General features: G+C 37.2%; 21 protein-coding genes, 1 tRNA gene and 1 pseudogene. 19 read left to right on the top strand and 4 right to left on the bottom strand.

All coding sequences use genetic code 11. From position 1 onward, the window contains the following. Positions 1-123: pseudogene (locus tag WBN20_RS01455) on the top strand (gliding motility protein GldC); the annotation flags it as partial. On the opposite strand, the gene WBN20_RS01450 reads toward WBN20_RS01455, so the two are convergent. Further along, on the bottom strand, positions 120-1,736 hold the full coding sequence (locus WBN20_RS01450; protein WP_424280443.1) for an alkaline phosphatase D family protein: 1,617 nt from the start codon (positions 1,734-1,736) through the stop codon (positions 120-122). The pseudogene WBN20_RS01455 and the gene WBN20_RS01450 sit on opposite strands and share 4 nt — an antisense overlap. Before the next feature lie 107 nt (positions 1,737-1,843). Here WBN20_RS01450 and WBN20_RS01445 point away from each other — a divergent pair, with 107 nt between their 5' ends. Beyond that, positions 1,844-2,233, top strand: coding sequence for a GTPase (locus tag WBN20_RS01445; RefSeq protein WP_424280442.1), 390 nt, complete (start codon positions 1,844-1,846; stop codon positions 2,231-2,233). A gap of 11 nt (positions 2,234-2,244) precedes the next feature. Here the strand turns inward: WBN20_RS01445 and yihA are convergent, their stop codons facing one another. Continuing rightward, positions 2,245-2,856 (bottom strand): ribosome biogenesis GTP-binding protein YihA/YsxC, encoded by a 612-nt coding sequence (gene yihA, locus WBN20_RS01440; RefSeq protein ID WP_424275136.1) that lies wholly within the window; start codon positions 2,854-2,856, stop codon positions 2,245-2,247. Positions 2,857-2,869: 13 nt separating this feature from the next. Next, on the bottom strand, positions 2,870-3,634 hold the full coding sequence (locus WBN20_RS01435; RefSeq protein ID WP_424280441.1) for an alpha/beta fold hydrolase: 765 nt from the start codon (positions 3,632-3,634) through the stop codon (positions 2,870-2,872). Between the two features lie 270 nt (positions 3,635-3,904). Here WBN20_RS01435 and mraZ point away from each other — a divergent pair, with 270 nt between their 5' ends. From mraZ to WBN20_RS01350, 17 genes are all read left to right on the top strand, one after another. Continuing rightward, complete coding sequence (gene mraZ / locus WBN20_RS01430) at positions 3,905-4,369, top strand: division/cell wall cluster transcriptional repressor MraZ (RefSeq protein WP_424271583.1); 465 nt, start codon at positions 3,905-3,907, stop codon at positions 4,367-4,369. Then, positions 4,347-5,252 carry a 16S rRNA (cytosine(1402)-N(4))-methyltransferase RsmH gene (gene rsmH, locus WBN20_RS01425; RefSeq protein WP_424280440.1) on the top strand — a complete coding sequence of 302 codons (906 nt, stop codon included), beginning with the start codon at positions 4,347-4,349 and terminating at the stop codon, positions 5,250-5,252. Before mraZ ends, rsmH begins: the two co-directional genes overlap by 23 nt. Positions 5,253-5,289: 37 nt before the next feature. Continuing rightward, a complete protein-coding gene (locus WBN20_RS01420; protein WP_424271585.1) occupies positions 5,290-5,610 on the top strand; it encodes an FtsL-like putative cell division protein in 321 nt (106 codons plus the stop codon). Continuing rightward, positions 5,610-7,616, top strand: a complete 2,007-nt coding sequence (locus WBN20_RS01415; RefSeq protein WP_424280439.1) for a penicillin-binding protein — start codon at positions 5,610-5,612, stop codon at positions 7,614-7,616. The genes WBN20_RS01420 and WBN20_RS01415 overlap by 1 nt, the downstream gene beginning before the upstream one ends. Further along, positions 7,613-9,076 (top strand): UDP-N-acetylmuramoyl-L-alanyl-D-glutamate--2,6-diaminopimelate ligase, encoded by a 1,464-nt coding sequence (locus tag WBN20_RS01410; protein WP_424280438.1) that lies wholly within the window; start codon positions 7,613-7,615, stop codon positions 9,074-9,076. Before WBN20_RS01415 ends, WBN20_RS01410 begins: the two co-directional genes overlap by 4 nt. Positions 9,077-9,096: 20 nt before the next feature. Continuing rightward, entirely contained in the window at positions 9,097-10,317 is a 1,221-nt protein-coding gene (gene mraY, locus WBN20_RS01405; protein ID WP_424271588.1) for a phospho-N-acetylmuramoyl-pentapeptide-transferase, read from the top strand. Continuing rightward, on the top strand, positions 10,317-11,651 hold the full coding sequence (gene murD, locus WBN20_RS01400) for a UDP-N-acetylmuramoyl-L-alanine--D-glutamate ligase (protein ID WP_424280437.1): 1,335 nt from the start codon (positions 10,317-10,319) through the stop codon (positions 11,649-11,651). The genes mraY and murD overlap by 1 nt, the downstream gene beginning before the upstream one ends. 2 nt (positions 11,652-11,653) lie before the next feature. After that, positions 11,654-12,853 carry an FtsW/RodA/SpoVE family cell cycle protein gene (locus WBN20_RS01395; RefSeq protein ID WP_424271590.1) on the top strand — a complete coding sequence of 400 codons (1,200 nt, stop codon included), beginning with the start codon at positions 11,654-11,656 and terminating at the stop codon, positions 12,851-12,853. Beyond that, positions 12,840-13,931, top strand: coding sequence for an undecaprenyldiphospho-muramoylpentapeptide beta-N-acetylglucosaminyltransferase (murG, locus tag WBN20_RS01390; protein WP_424280436.1), 1,092 nt, complete (start codon positions 12,840-12,842; stop codon positions 13,929-13,931). Before WBN20_RS01395 ends, murG begins: the two co-directional genes overlap by 14 nt. Before the next feature lies 1 nt (position 13,932). Then, positions 13,933-15,285 (top strand): UDP-N-acetylmuramate--L-alanine ligase, encoded by a 1,353-nt coding sequence (murC, locus tag WBN20_RS01385; protein ID WP_424280435.1) that lies wholly within the window; start codon positions 13,933-13,935, stop codon positions 15,283-15,285. Further along, positions 15,275-15,994 carry a cell division protein FtsQ/DivIB gene (locus WBN20_RS01380; RefSeq protein ID WP_424274148.1) on the top strand — a complete coding sequence of 240 codons (720 nt, stop codon included), beginning with the start codon at positions 15,275-15,277 and terminating at the stop codon, positions 15,992-15,994. The genes murC and WBN20_RS01380 overlap by 11 nt, the downstream gene beginning before the upstream one ends. Before the next feature lie 6 nt (positions 15,995-16,000). Continuing rightward, positions 16,001-17,323: a cell division protein FtsA gene (ftsA, locus tag WBN20_RS01375; RefSeq protein WP_424274149.1), complete on the top strand. Its 1,323-nt coding sequence runs from the start codon at positions 16,001-16,003 to the stop codon at positions 17,321-17,323. A gap of 41 nt (positions 17,324-17,364) precedes the next feature. Then, positions 17,365-19,269, top strand: a complete 1,905-nt coding sequence (ftsZ, locus tag WBN20_RS01370; protein WP_424280434.1) for a cell division protein FtsZ — start codon at positions 17,365-17,367, stop codon at positions 19,267-19,269. A gap of 103 nt (positions 19,270-19,372) precedes the next feature. Further along, complete coding sequence (locus WBN20_RS01365; protein WP_424280433.1) at positions 19,373-19,822, top strand: GatB/YqeY domain-containing protein; 450 nt, start codon at positions 19,373-19,375, stop codon at positions 19,820-19,822. Between the two features lie 7 nt (positions 19,823-19,829). Further along, on the top strand, positions 19,830-20,153 hold the full coding sequence (locus WBN20_RS01360) for a TraR/DksA C4-type zinc finger protein (protein WP_424274152.1): 324 nt from the start codon (positions 19,830-19,832) through the stop codon (positions 20,151-20,153). Positions 20,154-20,235: 82 nt separating this feature from the next. Beyond that, positions 20,236-20,490: a GIY-YIG nuclease family protein gene (locus WBN20_RS01355; protein ID WP_424280432.1), complete on the top strand. Its 255-nt coding sequence runs from the start codon at positions 20,236-20,238 to the stop codon at positions 20,488-20,490. Further along, positions 20,468-20,541, top strand: a tRNA-Arg gene (locus WBN20_RS01350). Before WBN20_RS01355 ends, WBN20_RS01350 begins: the two co-directional genes overlap by 23 nt. 182 nt (positions 20,542-20,723) lie before the next feature. Here the strand turns inward: WBN20_RS01350 and WBN20_RS01345 are convergent. Next, complete coding sequence (locus tag WBN20_RS01345; RefSeq protein ID WP_424280431.1) at positions 20,724-22,541, bottom strand: hypothetical protein; 1,818 nt, start codon at positions 22,539-22,541, stop codon at positions 20,724-20,726. Between the last annotated feature and the right edge of the window lie 218 nt (positions 22,542-22,759).

Below are 22,759 nucleotides of genomic sequence, written 5' to 3'. Positions count from 1 at the left end.
CACCAAACTCTGTTGGCTATGTCCGATACTTTTATGAAGGCTACTCAGGATGAAAAAATGACAACAACAATGAAAGATTTCTGTGCTTATTTTGCGGAGAAACTAGAATTAAAAAAGGATTAATCTACTGTTATGGTAATTGGCCATCCCTCAAATTGAGTTGCTTTACCCGTGGTAACATCACTATTTCTGGGCCAGCATTCAAAGGTTATATTCTTTTCAATTTTGTTAAATCTGATTAAACCGTAACCCCCTCCATTGGAAGGGCTCTCAGGATTTACATAGGCCATCATACTTATTCTATTTCCAAAACCATCCAAATAATCGCCAGTCCATGGTAATGCTGTATTATTGTTAGAATTAGCGCCAGCTTGTTCATCTTCCGGCCACCACCATCGACTATAATAGTCATTTACAATTGCAGGTACAATAAAGGCCCATGGTCCGTCCCTAAAGTCATTGATGCCATGTTGTATAACGGTAGCCAGATGTTGGTCTCCTGCTATATGAACGGCATTTGCGTTTTTTATTAGGCGTAATGCTTCGTCCCTTCCACTTTGTGGCCAGCCATTGGAATCCAAATCTGCATGTAATCTGTTGTCCAGTGAACCATGGATATGAGCACCCCCACAAAATCCTGTTTGGGATAACACCACTTTCATGACTCCCGAATTTTTACTACCCCAGTCCTTTAAAAAGATTAGTTGTCTTTCACCTAATAAAGTCAATCCCTCTAAATCAATTGAACTCGGATTGTATTGAGGATTCCTTATATGGTCCGGGCGTGGGCCTTGCTGTGGAATTTTACCCTCTGGTCCTGATTTAAATTTTCTATCTTCTAATATGGCAAAATCAATACCTCCCAGGGTAAGATTTGTGTAGTATACCCCAATGCCCTGTTCAATAGGTGTTGGATCGTAGGGATCCGGAAGATGCGCAGTTTGGCACCTTTCCACCATTTTTACATATTCCGGATGATAAGTATACCCTCCATCGCTGCTTCCTTTTGATGTGGATAGTTTGCCATTTTCTCCCCAAAGATTACCCTGTCCGATATCGTGGTCATCGGGAATAGTGATACATGGTCTGTTCCTGAAAGTTTCCCTGAATTGAAGCCCGAATTTAAGCCATGCAGCCGTATGCTCTGTATGATCATAGGACTGATCACCTGCAAAAAACATGAGATCCGGGTCCTGATAATTAATATTCCTTACGTAATTTTTCCTCAAACCCCTATCCTTGTTTGAATTACAGGAGAGAGCCGCCATTACAATTTCATTCTTATAATCAGGATTTTTTCTGATTGTTCCTTCAAAATAAGCTCGTTTCCCATGGGTAATTCTGTATTTTGTATGTTTTGAATAGTCCCAATTTTCTATCCTGAAAAGCGCAGACCAACCAAATTCATTGACATATTGTATTTGGACGACTTTCCATTTTTCATCTTGGTAAAGAGCTAAACTAATTTTCCTTGTTTCATCAGGGTAAAGAGGATAAAGTTGAGCCGTTAATTTAAGGACGTTGGCATGTACGGTATAAAGACCAAATGCCACAACACTGTCTCTGTTTACATTTAGATTAATAATTTCATTTGGAGGTCTGTTCCACCAGTCATTGGTCGCTAGTGTATCTATATTTTTAAAAGGGGAAGGTAATGGGGTTGATTGTGGCTGGGCAAAGCCCGTCTGCCATTGCATGGCAAACAATAGCAGGCAGCAGTTTAAAAGTTTACACATATAACAACTGATTAGAGATTTTAGATGTAAGGATTGCGTATTTTTGTTGACTAAAAAATATTTTGTAAAGTACATTTTCAGTAGGTATTAAATGTATAAATTTATTTATGGAAAATCATCAGGAGGCTCGGTTAATTTTTGTTTACAACGCCAATTCAGGCTTGCGAAATTCCCTTTTGGATGGAGCTCATAAAGCATTAAGTCCGCAGACATACCAATGTAATCTTTGTGATTTAACCTTTGGTGTAATTAATGAGAAAAAAGCCTGGAAGAGATTTCGTGAGGAAGAAGTCCGTAGCATGGAATTTCTACATAAGGATGAATTTAATAAGCAGTATGCTTCAAAATTCGGATATAAGTTTGAGTTTCCGATTGTATTAGTAGCAGTGAATAACGAGTTACAAGTATTTGTTTCTACAAAAGAACTCAATGAATTGGAAAATACAGATGCCTTAATCGATTTAATTAAGAATAGGGAAAAAGAAATGACAGCATAGGGGTCTGAGCTTTATTTTCCCTCAAATAATCCTTTATTAATTTCTTGAATATAGTTTAAAACCTCTTCCTTGCCCATGCCATTTGACGAGGAAGTAACAAAATGATTTGGGACTTCTTCCCATACGCCTAAAAGCAGTTGGTCTAAGTAATTCTTAACATTTCTTTCAATCGCTTTGGGCTTCAACTTATCTGCTTTGGTAAATATTATTGAAAAGGGGATGCCATTCTCACCCATCCATTGCATGAATTCAAGATCAATTTTTTGGGCTTCGTGTCTTATATCAATTAATAAAAAGGCACTTACTAATTGCTCTCTTTTGAGAAAGTAATCAGTAATATATTTCTGAAAAGTTTTCTTATCCTTCTTAGAAACGCGCGCGTATCCATATCCAGGAAGATCAACCAGGAACCATTGATCATTTATTTTAAAATGATTGATAAGTTGTGTTTTTCCAGGTCTTCCAGATGTTTTTGCCAAACTCTTGCGAGAAGTAAGCATATTTATCAGCGAAGATTTTCCAACATTTGATCTTCCTATAAAGGCATATTCTGGAAAAGGCTGGTTAGGGCACTTCTCTACGCTGGAGTTGCTCATTAAAAAGTCGGCAGACTTTATCTTCATGACAATAAATGTATTAGAATTTACGCTTCTGTAACCATTTGTCCAGAATGACATTGAAATCATTGGGATGTTCCATCATAGGTGCATGGCCGCACTCCTTTATCCAGAAAAGCTCCGAATCCGGTAGCAATTCATGAAATTCCCGTGCAACATTTGGTGGTGTTACAGAATCATTTTCACCCCAAATAATACAGGTTGGGGTCTTCATTTTCGGTAAATCTTTAGACATATTATGTCTTATGGCACTTTTGGCTATGGCTAGTGTTTTTATCAATTTCCGTCTGTCATTGACTGTGGCAAATACTTCATCGACAATTTCCTTAGTAGCTACTTCGGGATCATAAAAAACATCCTGCGCTTTCTTTTTTATAAATTCATAATCCCCTCGTTTGGGATAACCATCTCCCATTGCACTTTCATAAAGTCCCGAGCTACCTGTAATTACCAATGCTCTCACCATTCTTGGATAAAGCTTAGTATGTAATAGACCTACATGACCTCCAAGGGAATTACCTAACAAAATAACATCTTTGAGCCCTTTAAATTCAATAAATTTTTCAAGGAACCTGGCAAAGTTTTTTACATTGGTTCTTAATAAAGGCAAAGAGTAGATTGGCAATTCAGGAATTAAAACTTTATAGCCTTTATTTGGAAAATAATTGGTTACTCCGTGAAAATTACTGAGCCCCCCCATAAGACCGTGAAGAATAATCATCGGAGTTCCTTCTCCGACCTCAATAAATTTATATTTTCCTTCCTTTTTAATGTGTTCTTCCATTAAATAATGCTTCTGGCTTCAGTGGGCAAATATAGACATTTCCTAATAATACTAATACTTTTGGAAAAAAGAGGATACCTTTACAATACTATATTTTTTTTATTAAAAATAAGGATATTCCGCTATTTAAAACAACTTCTATAATAGCTGAACATAGCTCTATACTTCTCTTCTCTTTTAGATTTTTTTTCAATAAAGTGGTAAATTGTGGTAAATTGTGGTAATAATTTCTATATATTTGAGTTTATATTAGAAAACCAGCCGATTTAAGTGATAAGTTTTATTGGGACATATGATTGTAAAGCTGATGTTAAGGGACGGATAATGATACCCGTTACCCTCAAAAACCAGATGGCCCCTGTTCTTAACAAGGGCTTTGTCATAAAACGCTCCGTATTTCAGCCTTGTCTTGAACTTTATCCCATGGACGAATGGAACCTGTTAATGGAAAAGATGAATAAAAAGAACAGGTTTAAGAAGAAGAACAACGATTTTATCAGGCGGTTTTCAGCAGGTGTAAAACCCTTAGAAATAGATGGAACAGGTAGATTGCTAATACCTAAAAACCTTGTTTCTGTTGCTGGGATTAGCAAAGAAGTGGTTTTGAGCTCGGCTATAAACATTATTGAGATTTGGGATAAGGATAGCTATGAAAAAGTAATTGATGAAACTGCAGAAAATTTTGCAGAATTAGCAGAAGAGGTAATGGGAGATGATGGAGACGAACTATCATAACCCTGTTTTATTAAAGGAGTCAGTGGACGGTCTCAACATAGTGGAAAATGGAATTTATGTAGATGTCACTTTTGGAGGGGGAGGACATTCCAGGGAGATTTTAAGAAGATTAGGTGGTGGGGGAGCGTTGTTTGCTTTTGATCAGGATGAGGAAGCTTTGAAAAACACAATAGCAGATGATAGATTTACCCTGATCAATGAAAATTTTAGATATATAAAGCAGTTTTTAAAGTTCTATGGCATTCGGAAAGTAAATGGAATCTTAGCTGACTTTGGGGTTTCTTCTCATCAGTTTGACAAGGCTGAACGGGGTTTTTCCACACGTTTTGATGCCGCTCTGGATATGAGGATGAGTTCAAGAAATAAGAAGAATGCTTATAAAGTGGTTAATTCTTATACCTATGATGATCTTAGAAATGTATTGTTTCGTTATGGCGATTTAAGACGTGCAGATGCAATGGCCAAAACCATTATAGAACATAGGGTAAATGAACCTATTAAAACAACGGTAGACCTAAAAAGGGTATTGAAAGAATTTCTGCCAAAGTTTAGAGAGAACAAGATTTTAGCGCAGATATATCAGGCAATACGCATTGAAGTGAATCAGGAATTAGTGGCAATAGAAGAATTTTTATTGCAAACTCCGGAGATGATGGACAAAGGCGGACGGCTGAGTTTAATTAGTTATCACTCATTGGAAGATAGACTGGTTAAGAGATTCATAAGAACAGGTAGTTTTATGAGCGAAGCAGAAAAGGACTTTTACGGAAATATTAATGTTCCCTTTAAAAAGATAGGCGGATTAATAGTTCCCTCTGCCGAAGAAATTACTAAGAATAGCAGGGCTCGTAGTGCAAGACTGCGAATAGCAGAACGAATATAATTTGTGGATCTATATAATTTAAAACAATGTTAAACTCATGAGAAAAGGGATCATAGATATTTTAAAAGGCAAGTTCTTAGTGAGTGGAGATGCTCCAAAAAATTGGCTCTTTATAATTTTTGCCTCGGTATTGGCAACCATAATGATTGCAAGTTCTCATAGTGCAGATAAAAAAGTACATCAAGTAGCCGCACTGAATGAACAGGTCAAAGAGTTAAAAAACGAATTTGTAGATATGCGCTCAGACGTACAACGATTAAAATTAGAATCGACCATTACAGAAAATGTTATGGTTGACGATCTTTTTCCTTCTGAAGTACCGCCAAGAAAAATAAAAGTAAAAACCAATAAAAAATAGTGGCCATCACCGATAAAAAAATATTAACCAGGCTTTATATAGTATCAGCATGTCTGTTCCTGTTTGCGATTACTGTGGTCGTAAAGCTTGTAAGTATTCAGATGGTTCATGGCAATAAGTACAAGGAGATGGCTCATGAACGCACGGAAAGGCTTTTTACCATTGCTCCAAACAGGGGAAATCTCTATTCAGATGACGGAAGTTTGTTAGCTACATCAGTCTCCAGATATACGATACGTTTTGATGCGGTCACAGTAAAAAGTTCAGATTTTGAAGAAGGAGTACAGCCTTTGTGCGATGCTCTGGCAAACCTATTTGGAAAACCCTCGGCCTATTACGAACAGATTTTAAGAAAAGCTAAAGCAAATAAAAACAGATACACCTTGGTGGCCAGGAATCTTGATTATTCAGATTATATGGCGGTTAAGGCTTTCCCGCTCTTTAATAAGGGACCAAATAGGGGAGGTTTTATTGTGGAGCAAAAAACAGTAAGGGAACATCCTCTAGGAAAAATAGCAGAAAGAAGCGTTGGGTATGAACGATTTGATGAAAATGGCTATGTAACCAGGGTAGGACTTGAAGGTGCTTTTGGTTATTACTTAAGAGGTATAGAAGGAAAAAGACTAAAACAGAAAATTGCTAAAGGTCAGTGGAAACCTATTGGCTTAGACAATATTGTTGAACCAAAAGATGGCTATGATGTAGTGTCGACCATAGATATCAATATCCAGGATATTGCCCATCATGGGCTCTTAACACAATTAGAAAAGTATAAAGCCGATCATGGATGTGTTATTGTAATGGAAACTAAAACCGGAGAGATAAAGGCAATTTCAAACCTTGGAAGAACAGAAGATGGTAAGTATTATGAAAGATTAAATTATGCGATAGGCGAATCACACGAACCCGGATCTACCTTTAAATTAATGTCATTGGTGGCTGCCCTGGAAGATAAAAAGATAGACACCAGCACAGTTATTGATACTGAAAAGGGACGGTGGAAAATATACGATAGAATAGTAAGGGATTCCAAACACGGAGGTTATGGCAAAATTTCAATGGCTAGGGCTTTTGAAGTTTCTTCAAATACAGCTTTCGCCAAAATGATCCATACCAGTTATAAAGACGAACCATCAGTTTATGTAGATCGTCTAATGTCTATGGGGCTTCATCAGGAACTGGGAATGCCAATAAAAGGCGAAGGTAAGCCTGTAATAAGATATCCCGGAGATAAAGGATGGTCCGGTATTTCCCTGGCATGGATGTCTCATGGCTATGAAGTATCCTTAACGCCTTTACAGACTCTTGCTTTTTACAACGCTATCGCTAATGACGGTCAATTATTACGTCCCAGACTTATAAAAGAGGTTAAGGAATGGAACAAAACCATTTACACGTTCGATAAAGAAATTATTAATGAGGCTATTTGCTCTAAGGAGACCGCAAAACAGGTGCGTAACTTGTTGAAAAATGTTGTGGAAAAAGAACACGGAACGGGGCACAGGCTTTATTCTCCAAACTTTTCTATGGCAGGTAAAACGGGAACGGCTCAAAAAAACTATGTAACCCGAGACCCGGACAAACTGAAGTATATATCAACTTTTGCCGGATATTTCCCTGCAGATGATCCAAAATACTCCTGTATAGTTGTAATCCATGAACCGGATAAAAGTGTAGGCTACTATGGCGCCGACGTGTCAGGACCAGTATTTAAATCCATAGCCAGAAAGATTTATGCCAACAATCCATTAATAGACGAAATAGAAACCTTGGAACCTTTGAATGAAGATTTAGAAGCAAGTTTTCAAAGCTACTATGTTGAGGCACAAAAGAGTCATAATCATATGCCAGATGTAAAAGGAATGAGCGGTATGGATGCAATTTCTATCCTCGAAAACATGGGTCTGGAGGTAGAGATCAAAGGTAATGGCAAAGTAAAAAAGCAATCAATTTCTAAGGGAACAGATTTAGAAAAAGTAAAAAAAATAATTTTAGAACTTTCATGAAGCCCCTAAAGGATATATTATTTGGAGTAAGTCTTACGGCTGTAAGCGGTTCTACCGGGGTTTTAGTGAATACCATATGTTTTGATTCCAGAAAAGTGACTAAACAAAGCGTTTTTGTTGCCATTAAGGGCACTTTAACCGATGGTCATAAATATATAGATAAAGCTATATCGGCAGGGGCCAATTCGATAGTATGCGAAGAGCTTCCGGGAGATTTGGCTAATAATGTAACTTATGTGGAAGTTCTTGATGCCAACCAGGCCCTTGCTATAATGGCATCAAATTTCTATGATAATCCATCTAAAAATTTAAAACTTGTTGGTGTTACCGGTACTAACGGTAAAACTACGGTAAGTAGTTTGTTGTATCAATTGTTTAAAAAAGCAGGCTATAAAGTTGGCCTGTTGTCTACTATTCGAATAATGGTGGATAATAGAGAATTTACTACGAGCCATACGACTCCCGATGCCATGACCATTAATCAATATCTCTCTCTGATGAATGATGCAGGTGTAGAATTTTGTTTTATGGAAGTAAGTTCCCACGGCATTCATCAAAAAAGAACAGAAGGATTGGTGTTTGAGGGCGCAATATTTACCAATTTATCGCATGACCACCTGGATTATCACAAAACATTTGCTGAATACAGGGATACAAAAAAGAAATTATTTGATGATTTACCTAAAAGAGCATTTGCATTAACAAATATTGACGATAAAAATGGGCTTGTCATGCTGCAGAATACTGCAGCTAAAAAATACACCTACGCTCTAAAAAGTTATGCCGACTACAGGGCTCAGATTTTGGAGAATCAGTTTAACGGACAGTTGTTAAAAATTGATGATAATGAGCTATGGACCCGGTTAATAGGTCATTTTAATGCTTATAACATCCTGGCCATATATGCTACAGCTGACCTATTGGGATTAGAAAAACTTGAAACCCTAAGGTTATTGAGTGAATTGGAAAACGTTGACGGAAGGTTTCAATACTTCATATCAAAAGAAAGAATAACGGCAATTGTTGATTATGCCCATACGCCGGACGCCTTAAAAAATGTACTTGAGACAATCAATACATTGAGGACTGGAAATGAAAACGTCATCACCGTAGTGGGGTGTGGTGGTGATCGTGACAGGTCTAAGCGTCCGGTAATGGGTCATATCGCTTCAGCAATGAGTGGTAAAGCAATTTTTACATCAGATAACCCACGATCCGAACCCCCTCTTATCATCATTGAAGAGATGGAAGCTGGCGTAGAACCACAAAATCTCAGGAAAGTTTTATCAATTGAAAATCGAAATCAGGCAATAAAGACAGCCTGTCAGCTAGCAGTACCGAATGATATTATCCTGGTTGCTGGTAAGGGTCATGAAACCTATCAGGAAACTAATGGTGAACGAGTAGATTTCGATGATTTTAAAATTATAAAGGAAGTGCTAAACAGTTTAAATAAGTAACAAGAAATAGATAACGTAATATGCTGTATTATCTGTTCGATTATTTAGAAAAAGAATATCAATTGCCAGGAGCAAGTCTGTTCCAATTTCAGACATTCAGGGCGGCTATGGCGGTGCTACTCTCTTTGTTATTGGCTACAGTTTATGGTAAGCGTATTATACTTTTTCTTAAGCGTAAACAAATAGGGGAGACCATCAGGGATCTTGGACTTGAGGGGCAAAAGCAAAAGACAGGGACTCCAACAATGGGTGGTTTGATAATAATTATGTCCACCTTAATTCCTGTGCTACTGTTCGCTGATTTAAAGAATATTTATATCATTCTATTGATAGTTACAATTCTATGGATGGGTATTATCGGATTTGTGGATGATTATATTAAAATATTCAAAAACAATAAAAAAGGTCTCAAAGGCAGGTTTAAAGTGATAGGTCAGGTTGTACTTGGCCTCATTGTGGGTCTAACCCTATACTTCCATCCGGAAGTCACGATGCGGGAAAGAACCAATACTATAATTACACAGAAATATAGGGTTGAAAAGATAAAAGGAGCAGACATTAAATCTACAATGACTACCGTTCCGTTTTTTAAGAATAATGAACTGGATTATAGCAATATGATTTCCTGGGCTGGTGAGAAGGCAGTATCGAATGCATGGCTAATTTTTATTCCAATTGTCATCTTAATAGTCACCGCGGTTTCCAATGGCGCTAATCTTACCGATGGAATTGATGGTTTAGCGGCCGGTTCATCTGCGATAATTGTTCTCACCCTAGGGATTTTTGCATGGGTGTCCGGTAATATAATTTTTTCGGAATACTTGGATATCATGTACATACCCAAGGCTGGAGAGCTTTTGGTGTTCATAGCTGCTTTTGTAGGAGCATTGGTAGGTTTTTTATGGTATAACGCATTTCCTGCTCAAGTTTTTATGGGCGACACTGGGAGTCTTACGATAGGGGGGGTCATAGCAGTAATTGCATTAATAGTAAGAAAAGAATTGTTGATTCCTATTCTATGCGGAATATTCTTTGCCGAGTCCATATCGGTGATGATGCAGGTTGGTTATTTCAAATACACCAAAAATAGATCAGGTGAAGGGAAACGTATTTTTTTGATGGCACCCCTACATCACCATTATCAGAAAAAGGGTTATCACGAAAGTAAAATCGTCACAAGGTTTTGGATTATAGGAATACTATTGGCCATAATTACAATTGTGACACTCAAAGTGAGATAATGAAATTAATGGTTGTGCTCGGCGCTGGTGAAAGTGGAGTTGGAACGGCCATTCTGGCAAAAAAAAAGGATTACCTGGTATTTGTTTCAGATAAGGGTAAGATCAAAGAAAAATATAAAAACGTTCTTGAACATTTTGAGATTGATTGGGAGGAAGAGCATCATTCGGAAGATAAAATTCTAAATGCTGATATCGTAATGAAAAGCCCGGGTATTCCGGACACAATACCTCTTGTAAAAAAACTTGTAGATAAAGGTGTTCCGGTAATTTCTGAGATTGAGTTTGCTGCAAAACACACAGATGCTACAATAATAGGAATTACGGGAAGTAATGGCAAAACCACCACTACTATGCTTACCTATAGCATATTAAAAAAGGGAGGTTTAAACGTGGGAATGGCTGGAAATATTGGAGACAGTTTTGCCAAGATGGTAGCGGAATATGACTATGATTTCTATGTGCTTGAAATAAGCAGTTTTCAGTTAGATGGAATTGTAGATTTTAAACCAAACATAGCTGTGATAACAAATATTACACCAGACCATTTAGATAGGTATGATAATTCTTTTGAAAACTATGTGTCTTCAAAATTCCGAATTGTACAAAACCAAAACGCCAAAGACAGTTTGATTTATGATTGTGATGATGATGTAATTGCTAATTGGCTGGAGAATAACCCAATCAGATCAAAATTATTGCCTTTTTCAATTAATGAGAAACTTAAAGAAGGGGCATGGTTAGAAAATGACAGAATATTAATTAGGACAGAAAATAAAACAATTGAAATGGAAGCAGATTCTTTGGCACTAGAAGGTTTACACAACCTTAAAAATACAATGGCGGCATCAACGGTTGCTAAATTGGTTGGTATTCGAAAGGATACTATCCGCGAAAGCATTCAGAATTTTCAGGGAGCTTCACATCGTTTGGAAAAGGTTTTAAAAATACACCATGTACAATATATAAATGATTCAAAGGCTACCAATGTAAATGCCACTTACTATGCCTTGGAAAGCATTAAAACTCCTATTGTGTGGATTGTAGGTGGTGTGGATAAAGGCAATGATTATAAAGTACTGATGCCCTTAGTAAGGGAAAAGGTAAAAGCTATCATTTGCCTGGGTATGGATAATTCAAAAATTAAATATGCTTTTGGCAATGTGGTAGATTTAATTGTTGAGACTTACGCAATGAGTGAAGCCGCAAAAGTAGCGTATAAAATTGCCGAAAGAGGAGATACTGTTTTGCTATCTCCGGCTTGCGCCAGTTTTGATCTTTTTAAAAATTATGAAGACAGAGGAAATCAATTTAAGGAAGCAATAAAAAACTTGTAAGAATGTCCGGGTTTATAGGAAATATAAAAGGAGATAAAGCCATTTGGGGAGTAGTTGCCCTCCTGGCCCTCTTTTCCTTTTTACCTGTTTACAGTGCAAGCAGTAATCTGGTTTATGTTGTAGGAAATGGCACAACAATTGGCCATTTGGTAAAACATGGGATGTTGCTGTTTTTGGGATTTGGAATAATCTATGGTGTTCATAAAATTCCTACCCATTTTTTTAAAGGATTATCTCTAATTGCTCTGCCCATTGTACTGGTTCTATTGGCATATACTCTGGCTCAGGGCACTACAATTGATGGCGCAAATGCCAGTAGATGGATACGCCTTCCATTGGTTGGAATTACTTTTCAAACTTCAAATCTGGCAGCCGTAGTTCTAATGGTCTACGTGGCTAGATACCTGACGAGAATTAAGGATAAAACAATCACTTTCAGTGAAAGCATGGTGCCCTTGTGGCTTCCTGTTTTTGTTGTCACCATTTTAATTTTGCCGGCTAATTTCTCTACTGCGGCCATTCTGTTTTTTATGGTACTGATACTTTGTTTTTTAGGGGGGTATCCGCTAAAATATCTTTCAGGGATTATAGGTGCGGGATTATTGATACTTACCGTTTTTATTCTAACGGCAAAAGCTTATCCTGATCTTTTTCCAAACAGGGTGGACACCTGGATAAATAGAGTTGAAAGTTTTTGGGATCCGGCAGATACCGAGTCTGACTATCAGATAGAAAAGGCAAAAATTGCCATTGCAAGTGGTGGAATTGTTGGGAATGGAGCAGGAAAAAGTGTAATGAAAAATTTTCTGCCTCAGAGTTCGTCAGATTTTATTTATGCCATTATTATTGAAGAGTACGGTTTGGTAGGAGGATTTGTACTAATGTTCTTTTATATGCTTTTGTTATTCAGAATTGTGGTGGTGGCGAATTCAAATGAGACTGTATTTGGTAAATTATTAGTTGTTGGCGTTGGGCTGCCTATCGTTTTTCAGGCACTTATTAATATGGCAGTTGCAGTAGAATTATTTCCAGTAACCGGGCAAACTTTACCGCTTATTAGTAGTGGAGGAACATCTATTTGGATGACTTGTCTGGCCATTGGAATTGTGTTAAGTGCGAGCAGAAAATTTAAACAGCTTGATGTTAAAAAACCCGATCTGGATGATACTAACCCCCTAGAAGTATTAAGTGGACAACTATAGGTTTATATTATCTGGTGGAGGAACAGGAGGCCATATTTATCCCGCAATAGCCATAGCGGATGAATTAAAATTAAGATATCCGAATGCGGCATTTTTATTTGTGGGTGCAAAAGACAGGATGGAGATGGAAAAAGTGCCAAATGCAGGATACAAGATTAAAGGTTTATGGATTAGTGGAATTCAAAGGAGGTTGACATTAAAAAATTTAATGTTTCCATTTAAACTAATAAGTAGTTTGATTAGTGCAGGAAAAATAGTGACGAAGTTTAAACCCCATGTGGTAATTGGCACGGGAGGATTTGCCAGTGGGCCAGTATTAAAAATGGCTGCCAGAAAAGGAATTCCTTGCGTGTTACAGGAGCAGAATTCATATGCAGGAATAACGAATAAACTACTGGCTAATCAAGCAGCAAAAATTTGTGTTGCCTACGATGATATGGAACGGTTTTTTCCAAAAGATAAAATTGTTAAAACAGGGAACCCTGTAAGAGCAGATTTGATAGCTCCTTTTCAGCATACTACTAAGGAATATGAATTCTTTGATTTGGACCAGAAAAAACTAACGCTGCTAGTCCTGGGAGGAAGCCTGGGGGCACGAAGAATAAATCAACTAATTGAAAAGGAATTGGATTTCTTTTTAAAATTAGGGATTCAACTTATTTGGCAGTGTGGTCGGGGGTACTATGAAGAATATAAAAAATTTCACGGTACAGATGTGAAAGTCTACGATTTTTTGAATAAAATGAACTTCGCCTATTCTGCTGCAGACATTATCATTTCAAGAGCCGGAGCCAGTTCGGTTTCGGAATTATGCATTGTAGGCAAGCCAGTGATATTTATTCCCTCGCCAAATGTAGCGGAAGACCATCAATCTAAAAATGCGAGAAGTCTTGTTTTAAAACAAGCGGCATTAATGGTGGAGGAAAAAGATCTGGCGGACAAATTTGAAAACGTTTTTTCAGATCTGAATAATTCTATCGATAGTAAGAAATTGTTAAGTGAAAATATCAAAGCTCTGGCACAACCTGATGCTACCAAAAACATTGTAAATGAAATAGAACATCTGCTGAAAATTTAATATGACGCTAAAAGGCATACATAACATTTATTTTATAGGTATCGGAGGAATTGGTATGTCTGCTCTTGCACGATACTTTAAGCTGTTAAAAATGAATGTAGCAGGTTATGACAAAACGGAGACGCCCCTGACTCGCGAGATTTCTGATTTAGGAATTGAGATACATTATGAGGATGATGTCTCTGAAATTCTAGATGCCTATAAAAATGTCGGGAATACATTAGTTGTTTACACCCCTGCAATTTCTGATGACCATAAAGAATTTAATTATTTTTCTTCCAGAGGTTTTGAAATAAAAAAGAGATCAGAGGTGTTAGGAGTTATTACAAGGGATACTTTTTGTTTGGCGGTTGCAGGAACCCATGGTAAAACAACAACAAGTAGCATTCTGGCTCATTTATTAAAGGAATCAGAGACACCATTTACAGCATTTCTAGGTGGTATTTCGGAAGATTTTAATAGTAATTTCTGGTTTGGTGGCAGTGATTATTCTGTTGTGGAAGCGGATGAATACGATCGTTCATTTTTACAGTTATCACCTGATATTGCTTGTATTACTTCGATAGATGCGGATCATTTGGATATTTATGGCGACAGCATAGAACTAAGAAAGTCTTTTAGGGAATTTGTTGAAAGAATAAAGCCCGGCGGGAAATTGTTTATAAGAAATGGCCTGCCTTTAGAAGGAATAACATATGGAATAGAAGACGATTCCGATTATTGTATAAGAAATTTAAAAATAGAACATGGCGCCTACGTTTTTGATTTGGAAACTCCAAACACCACCCTTAAAGGAGTTAAGTTTAATAAGCCCGGTAAGCACAACTTGCTAAATGGTTTAGTGGCTTTTGCGATGGCAATTCAGGTTGGTCCCCAACCTAACCAACTTGCTAAAGCATTGGAAACCTTTAAGGGGGTGCAAAGGAGATTTTCATATCGAATTAAGAACGTCGACTTTGTGTTTATAGATGATTATGCCCACCATCCAACGGAAATAAATGCTATATATGATGCGGTGTCTGAGATGCACGAGAGCAAAAAAATACTCGCTGTTTTTCAACCTCATTTATTTTCAAGGACCAGAGATTTTGTCGATGATTTTGCCCAAAGCCTTGCGCAGTTTGATAGTGTTTTATTGTTAGATATATATCCGGCAAGAGAAAAACCTATTGATGGTGTGACTTCGGCTTGGCTGATGGGTAAAATAAAGAATAAGAATAAAAAATTAATCCAGAAAGCGGATCTTATAGAAGAAATAAAAAGACAAAAACCTGAGGTATTGGTTACCATGGGTGCCGGTGATATTGGGCTAGAAATATCAAAAATAGAAAAGGAACTTGCGTATGAAAATTAATTGGAATTATATCAAAATTATTGGGTTAATAATTTGTATTACAGGTCTTTATGCGTTTTCAGGGCATAGAAGCGATTCGAGAACTGTAGAGGGCATTACACTAAAATTTACTGGTGAGGACAATCTCTACCTTACACAGTCTATGGTTAATAAATTGTTAATACAAAATTATGGAATCATTAAAAACATGCCTAAAGAAAAATTAGATTTGGATACTATAGAAAAGGTCATTGAGGCCAATGAAATGGTAAAAAGTGCCCAAGTTTATCTTACTATAACCGGTGAGCTTACATCAAATATTGCGCAACGGCAACCAATCGGACGTGTAGAGGGAAATACAAAATTCTATTTGGATGAGGAAGGTGAAAACATGCCATTGTCCAGTAATCACTCTGCACGAGTGCCGATCATTACGGGCAATATTACGGGTAAAAGTTTAGAAGATGTTTATGTGATATTACAATACATAAACAAAGACGACTTTTTAAGAAAAAATGTAATTGGAATTCACATTGAAGCTGAAGATAACTATCAATTGAAATTCCGATTAGAAAACTTTGTTGTGAATTTGGGTAACGAGGACGATTTGGAGCAGAAGTTCAATAATTTCAAGGCTTTTTATACCAAGGCGGCCAAGGACAAAACATTGGAAAACTATAATATAGTAAGCTTAGAATTTGATAATCAAGTAGTGTGCACCAAAATTTAAATTAATATGGAACAAAGTAATTATTCAGTTGGATTAGATATAGGTACAACGAAAATTGTTGCCATTATCGGAAAAGAAAACGAGTATGGCAAGATTGAGGTCTTAGGCATTGGCAGGTCAAAAAGCCTTGGTGTACATCGGGGTGTAGTAAATAATATAACACAAACCATAAAATCTATTCAACAGGCTGTAGAGCAGGCAGAGGCCGATTCAGGTTTAAAAATCGGGTCCGTAGTTGTTGGGATCGCTGGCCAGCATATAAGAAGCCTTCAGCATAGTGACTATATTACAAGAGCCAATTCTGAAGAGGTAATCAATGAGGATGATCTGGATAAACTTTGTAATCAGGTATATAAGTTAGTTATGTTACCTGGAGAAGAGATCATCCATGTTTTACCTCAGGAATATAAGGTAGATGGTCAGGCCGAAATAAAGCAACCGATAGGAATGTACGGTGGAAGGCTTGAAGCTAATTTCCATGTGGTTGTTGGCCAGGTTTCATCTATTAAAAACATTGGAAGGTGTATCAAAAGTGCCGGACTGGACCTGGGTAATATTACCCTTGAACCCCTGGCATCTTCAGATGCGGTGCTTAGTCAGGAAGAAAAAGAAGCCGGAGTTGCTTTAATAGATATTGGGGGCGGTACAACAGACCTTGCTATTTTTAAAGATGGCATCATAAGGCACACAGCCGTTATTCCGTTTGGCGGAAATGTTATTACCGAAGATATTAAAGAGGGTTGCTCAATTATTGAAAAACAAGCCGAACTACTCAAAATGAAATTTGGTTCTGCATGGCCAGGTGAAAACAAGGACAATGAAATAGTTTCTATCCCCGGATTGCGCGGAAGAGAACCCAAGGAAATTACACTTAAGAATTTGTCTAAGATTATACATGCGCGGGTAGTTGAGATTGTTGAGCAGGTATATGTTGAAATTAAAAATTACGGACATGAAGATCAAAAAAAGAAGCTAATTGCGGGGATTGTATTGACTGGAGGAGGAAGCAAGTTAAAGCATCTAAAGCAGCTAGTAGAATATATTACAGGAATGGATACCAGAATAGGATATCCAAATGAGCATTTGGCAGGAGATTCCGATCAGGAAATTGCCAGTCCTTTATACGCAACCGCCGTAGGGTTGCTGATGAATGCAATTGAAAATAAAGGAAGAAATCCTATTTATCAAGAGGAAACCAGAAATGAAGAAGAATTGGTTTTAGAAGGACATCCTGAAGGCAGAACAATCCAAAAAGTAAAAGGAGAGAGAAAATCTGTATTTGATCTTTGGTCAGAAAAACTTAAAGATTTTTTAGATAACGCGGAGTAAACCTAAATCGTAGCACATAATAACCAGTAACACAAAAAAACATGAGCAAGAACACCGAATTTGAAAATATAGCCTTTGATTTACCTAAAAATCAAAGTAATGTAATTAAAGTAATTGGAGTTGGAGGGGGTGGAAGTAATGCAATTAATCACATGTTTCAGGCCGGAATTAACGGAGTGGATTTTGTAATTTGTAATACAGATTCACAGGCTTTGCAGAATAGTCCTGTTCCCAATAAAATACAATTAGGTGTTACTCTTACAGAAGGACTAGGAGCTGGTGCCAATCCTGAAGTAGGAGAACAAGCTGCCCTTGAGAGTATGGAAGAAATTAAGCATATGCTTGATAATACTACCAAAATGATTTTTATTACCGCTGGTATGGGCGGTGGAACAGGCACAGGTGCAGCCCCTGTTATAGCGAAGCAAGCTAAAGAAATGAATGTCCTTACTGTGGGGATAGTTACTATGCCATTTCAGTTTGAAGGTAAGATGAGGTGTCAACAGGCTCAAATAGGGATTGAAAAGTTGCGTTCTAATGTAGACTCCTTAATCGTAATCAATAACAATAAATTAAGGGAAGTTTATGGGAATTTAGGTTTTAAAGCAGGTTTTTCAAAGGCAGATGAAGTACTTGCAACTGCAGCCAGAGGTATTGCCGAAGTAATTACCCACCATTATACTCAGAATATTGACCTGCGTGATGCAAAAACGGTTCTTTCAAATAGTGGTACGGCTATTATGGGATCTTCCATGTCGTCTGGATCGGCAAGAGCCCAGGAAGCTATAATGAAAGCTCTCGATTCTCCATTATTGAATGATAATAAGATTACAGGGGCCAAAAATGTATTGTTGCTTATCGTATCGGGTTCTCAGGAGATCACTATTGATGAAATAGGAGAAATTAATGATCATATTCAAATTGAGGCCGGTCATGGCGCCAATATTATTATGGGTGTGGGCGAAGATGAAGCGCTCGGTGAAGCTATAGCTGTAACCGTAATTGCCACTGGTTTTAACATTGATCAACAGGATGAAATTGTTAATACTGAAACCAAAAAAATTATACATACTCTTGAAGATGAACAAAAAGCTGAGCAGGATTTGAGTGATGAGAATGTCGTTTACCAACTGGAAGAGGAAAAAGAAGTTTTTGAACCGATAATAAAACATTCTTTGGAGATAGAGGAAACTATAGATCTTATTCCGACCACTAATTTTATCAGAAATTTTAATGTTTTCTACGAAGAAGTTATAGCAGAAGCTAAGGAGGAAGACGAATTTATCATAATAGATTCTAAAAGGGACCTAAAGGATATTGAGGTAATTGACCCGGAAGAATTAGCGGGCAAAATAGATGAGAAGGAACAGATTGCACTTCGTTTTGACATGCCTTTAACGGATGTTGGTGAAGAAGAGAATGAGAATGTTATTACATTTAGTCTGGATGAAAACATAAATGATCTCGATGTTAATGAACATATAGAAGTAATACCTGTTTTAGAATACAACAAAGAAGGAGAGACCCGTTATAGTCTTGATGACTATATGGAACTGGAAAATAAGTTAACTGGTGCAAAATCCAAAGCTGAAGAATTTGAACCTAAACTAGTGGAAGATGAATTGGTTTTCGAGAGAAAGACTGTGGCTGAGAAGGAAGTAGTTGAAAAAAATGACGGAGACCCCATAAACACTCCAATTGAAGAAATACTAAGAGAAAGGGCTGATGAACGCAGAAGAAAACTAAAAGATTTCAACTACAAGTTTCAGAATAGTGTTAATAATATTGATGAAATAGAAAAGGAACCGGCTTATAAACGTCAGGGCATCGATTTAAATGAAAGGCCCAAAGAGGGTAAAGTGTCCAGAACCACTTTAAGTGAAGATAGTAATGATGAAATTCAGTTACGTTCTAACAACTCCTTTTTACATGATAATGTAGATTAGTCAAAATGTGGGATTATATCCCCAAACTTAGAATAGACCCGAAAATACATTACATTTTCGGGTTTATTTTTTTTATCTTGTGTGTTCCTAAAATTCGCAAAATATGAGCTTACAGAATCAAGTGATGGAAGAAATAAAAGCGGCAATGAAGGCCAAGGACAGCATAACTTTGGAGTCTTTAAGGGCAATAAAATCTGCTTTGCTATTGGCACAATCTGAAAAGGGAGCCGGAGACGAAATGCCTGCTGCCGATGAAATAAAATTAATACAAAAGCTGGTTAAACAGCGAAAAGACAGTGCAGCGATTTTTATGGAACAGGGAAGAGAAGATCTTGCTGAACCTGAATTGGCACAGGTAGCAGTAATTGAAAAGTTTTTACCGGCTCAGCTAAGTGTTGATGAGATAGAAAAAGTTGTTATCCAAATTATTGAAACTACTGGTGCCAGCGGCATGAAAGACATGGGAAAAGTTATGGGGATGGTATCCAAGCAATTGGGCGGGCAAGCAGACGGAAAAACAATTTCTGGTATTGTTCGTACTAAACTTACTTAATTTTAAAATGAATGTTCAGGAAATTCGTGAGCTATTAGAATCTGATATTGCCAGTACTCAAAAGAAGATAAAGCAATATGAAGAACTGTCACAACCCATTGCTCCCGATAACGCTATCGGGCGAGTTTCGCGAATGGATGCGATAAACAATAAAGGAGTTATGGATGCGGCCCTTGTTAAAGCCAAGGAACGTTTTGAAGGGCTAAAGTGTAACCTGGACAAACTGGGAACCAGTGATTTTGGTGTCTGTCTAAAATGTAAAAATAAAATACCAATTGAACGTATTTTATTAGCTCCAAATAGCTCTTTTTGCGTAAATTGCGCTCGCTAAAACTAATGGCCCCATGGCGCAATCCGCCTAAGGCGGACAGGCTGAATACTAGCCCGACTTGGTCGGGGCGCATCTGAAACATATGGAATATTATGTTTACGTTCTTAGAAGTACCAAATATGAAAGAAATTATGTAGGTTTTACAAAGAATCTTGCTAAAAGGTTGTGGCAACACAATGCCGGTAAAAATAGATCTACAAAACCCTATCTGCCATGGGAAGTTATGTTTTATGAAACATTTCCGACAAAAGAGGGAGCTCTGAAAAGGGAGAAATTTTTTAAAACAGGTAAAGGCAGAGAATATATTAATAATAGGCCCCGTGGCGCAACTGAATAGCGCATCAGATTTCGGCTCTGAGGGTTGGGGGTTTGAATCCCTCCGGGGTCACGAATAAGTAAAAATCCCAAACGGCAAATCAAGCTTGCTTGAATTTGTAAGTTTGGGGTTTTTACTTTCAAGGCGGAGCCTTGTAGGGAACAACGCCAGTTAATCCCATATTGGTTTAATGCTTTATATAGGACATGATGAGCCTTAGTATGGCAAAATATGTTGAAAACATTGATAAATAATTATGGGGTAGCCAGTTTATTATCCAAACTTTCGATTCCTTGAAGTAAACTGTTTAAAGTATCTCTTCCCTCGTCTAATTGGTGCAATATTTGTTGTTTGGACCCTGAAAATTCTTCTTTTTGGTTGTTGAATAATTCCTGATAATAATCTATTCCATCATTTAAATTACTGGAGAAGGTCAACAAATACTTCCTTTGCTTTTCAGTCATTTCAACACTGGATTCTGCAATAAGGCCTTGAAGATAATCTAAATAAATATAGAGTTCTTTAATGAACATGTGGGGACGATCTTCCCTTGTTATCACGTTAGTCTTTCCATAAATATGGTCTATCATTTCATGCAGATCCATGGTTTTAGTATAATATGCCATATTGGGACCGGGACATACCGAAACGCCCTGGCCTTCAGTTGTTGTGTCAAGTCCGTATGTGAGCAGGGCAGAAGTTCCCAGACCAACACAGGTACAGGATTTTTCGATTATCTTATTGTAGTAGTATGTATAGTCCTCCTTAGAAAGTTCTTGTTCGTCCAACTCCTTTATTTTCAGATGCTGATATTGTCTGGACGCTGTACAGATTCCTGTATCCAAAAAATCTTTATTCATGGCCACAAATTTTTTCGGACACGGGCTTCCTGGCCTTCCCTTTTCAATTAATTTGGCTTTTTCCAAATCTTTGGTATTTCCCTTTAAACTGTGAAAGGGAATACCCAGGGGGGAAATATTACTGAGATATAAATCATCTTCTTTGGCTGCGACCAATTTTTCAATGGTCGATTTGTCTACAGTTGTTGCTTCTGGTACTAAAAGAAATGGTGTTCCCCATCCAACAGAATCCACCTTATAATGATTTAAAATAAAGTTGTGTTCCTCTTTGGTTCCTACGCCACCTTGTGCCGTTATTTTTATTGGCAAAATCATTTTTGGAACAACCCGATTTTTTTGATCCAAAGCACTTGTCAAAATCTCGTAAACCGATTGGGTCAAGTTTTCTTTTTCTTCTTTAAATTGATTGAGGATAGGGCCCATAAGAAAACCATCCGTAGCGAAAGCATGTCCGCCACAATTAAGTCCGGATTCAATTCGATATTCTGATACCCACAACCCTTTTTTTGCCAGGAATTTACCCTGGATTAAAGCTGAACGGTAATCACTTACTTTAAGGACTATTTTCTTTTTGATAATTCCATTTTCATCGGGATAAAAATCTTCGAACTGTTCCATATAACTATACAATCTGGGATTCATTCCTGCAGAAAGGATAATGGAAGAATTTAAAACGCTGTTAGCGTAACCTCTTAATGCCGCATGCGCATCATTGTATTCGGCAGGTAACTTTATCTTTTTACGATAATTTTCTTTATCAACCTTAGTCATAATGTTAACATCAATACTTCCCATAGGGAGGTTTTCCATTACCCAGGTTTTGATTTCCTGTAAGTCAAAGGAGTCTTTGGTCAAATTCTTGAATTCTTGTTTCAAACGTGACGTATCCGGCAACATTGAAAAATATTTCTTGAGATCAGTAGCCGATTCCGTGGTAACATTTATTAGGTCTTCAAATTTCTTTACACTTTCATCATAAATAAGATCAAGATAGGAAGTGATCCTTTTTGCTCTAAAATCGTCCATTTTTTCAGTTATCTCTGAATAGGGGCGTTCGAATTTTTCACAGTACATCTTCCTTAGTTTTTCGATAAGGATATCATCTACTAAAGAAATAACAGAGTCTATGCCAAATTGGGATACTTTTAAAGGGGTGTCTATGGTAAATCCTATTCCCATTACGGGAATATGAAATGAATGGGCATTTGTCATGTTGAGATTTAATTTATGACAAACGCGAATCAAAATTGAACATAATTTGCCATTACAAAAATCTAAATTAAAATGGTCTTAAAGCATGATATTTGTCAGTTGGGTCTTTTAAATGGAGATTCGCTTGCTGAAGTATTTTTAGCTATGATAAATAAAAACAACACATCAAAATTGTTCTATTTTGCGGGCTAGGTAACAAAGTTGTAGGAGTTTACTGC

This window comes from Eudoraea sp., assembly GCF_049665975.1.
GTDB lineage: Bacteria > Bacteroidota > Bacteroidia > Flavobacteriales > Flavobacteriaceae > Eudoraea.
Note: the sequence above shows the minus strand (reverse complement) of the source record. Positions and strands in the feature narration are given on the sequence as shown.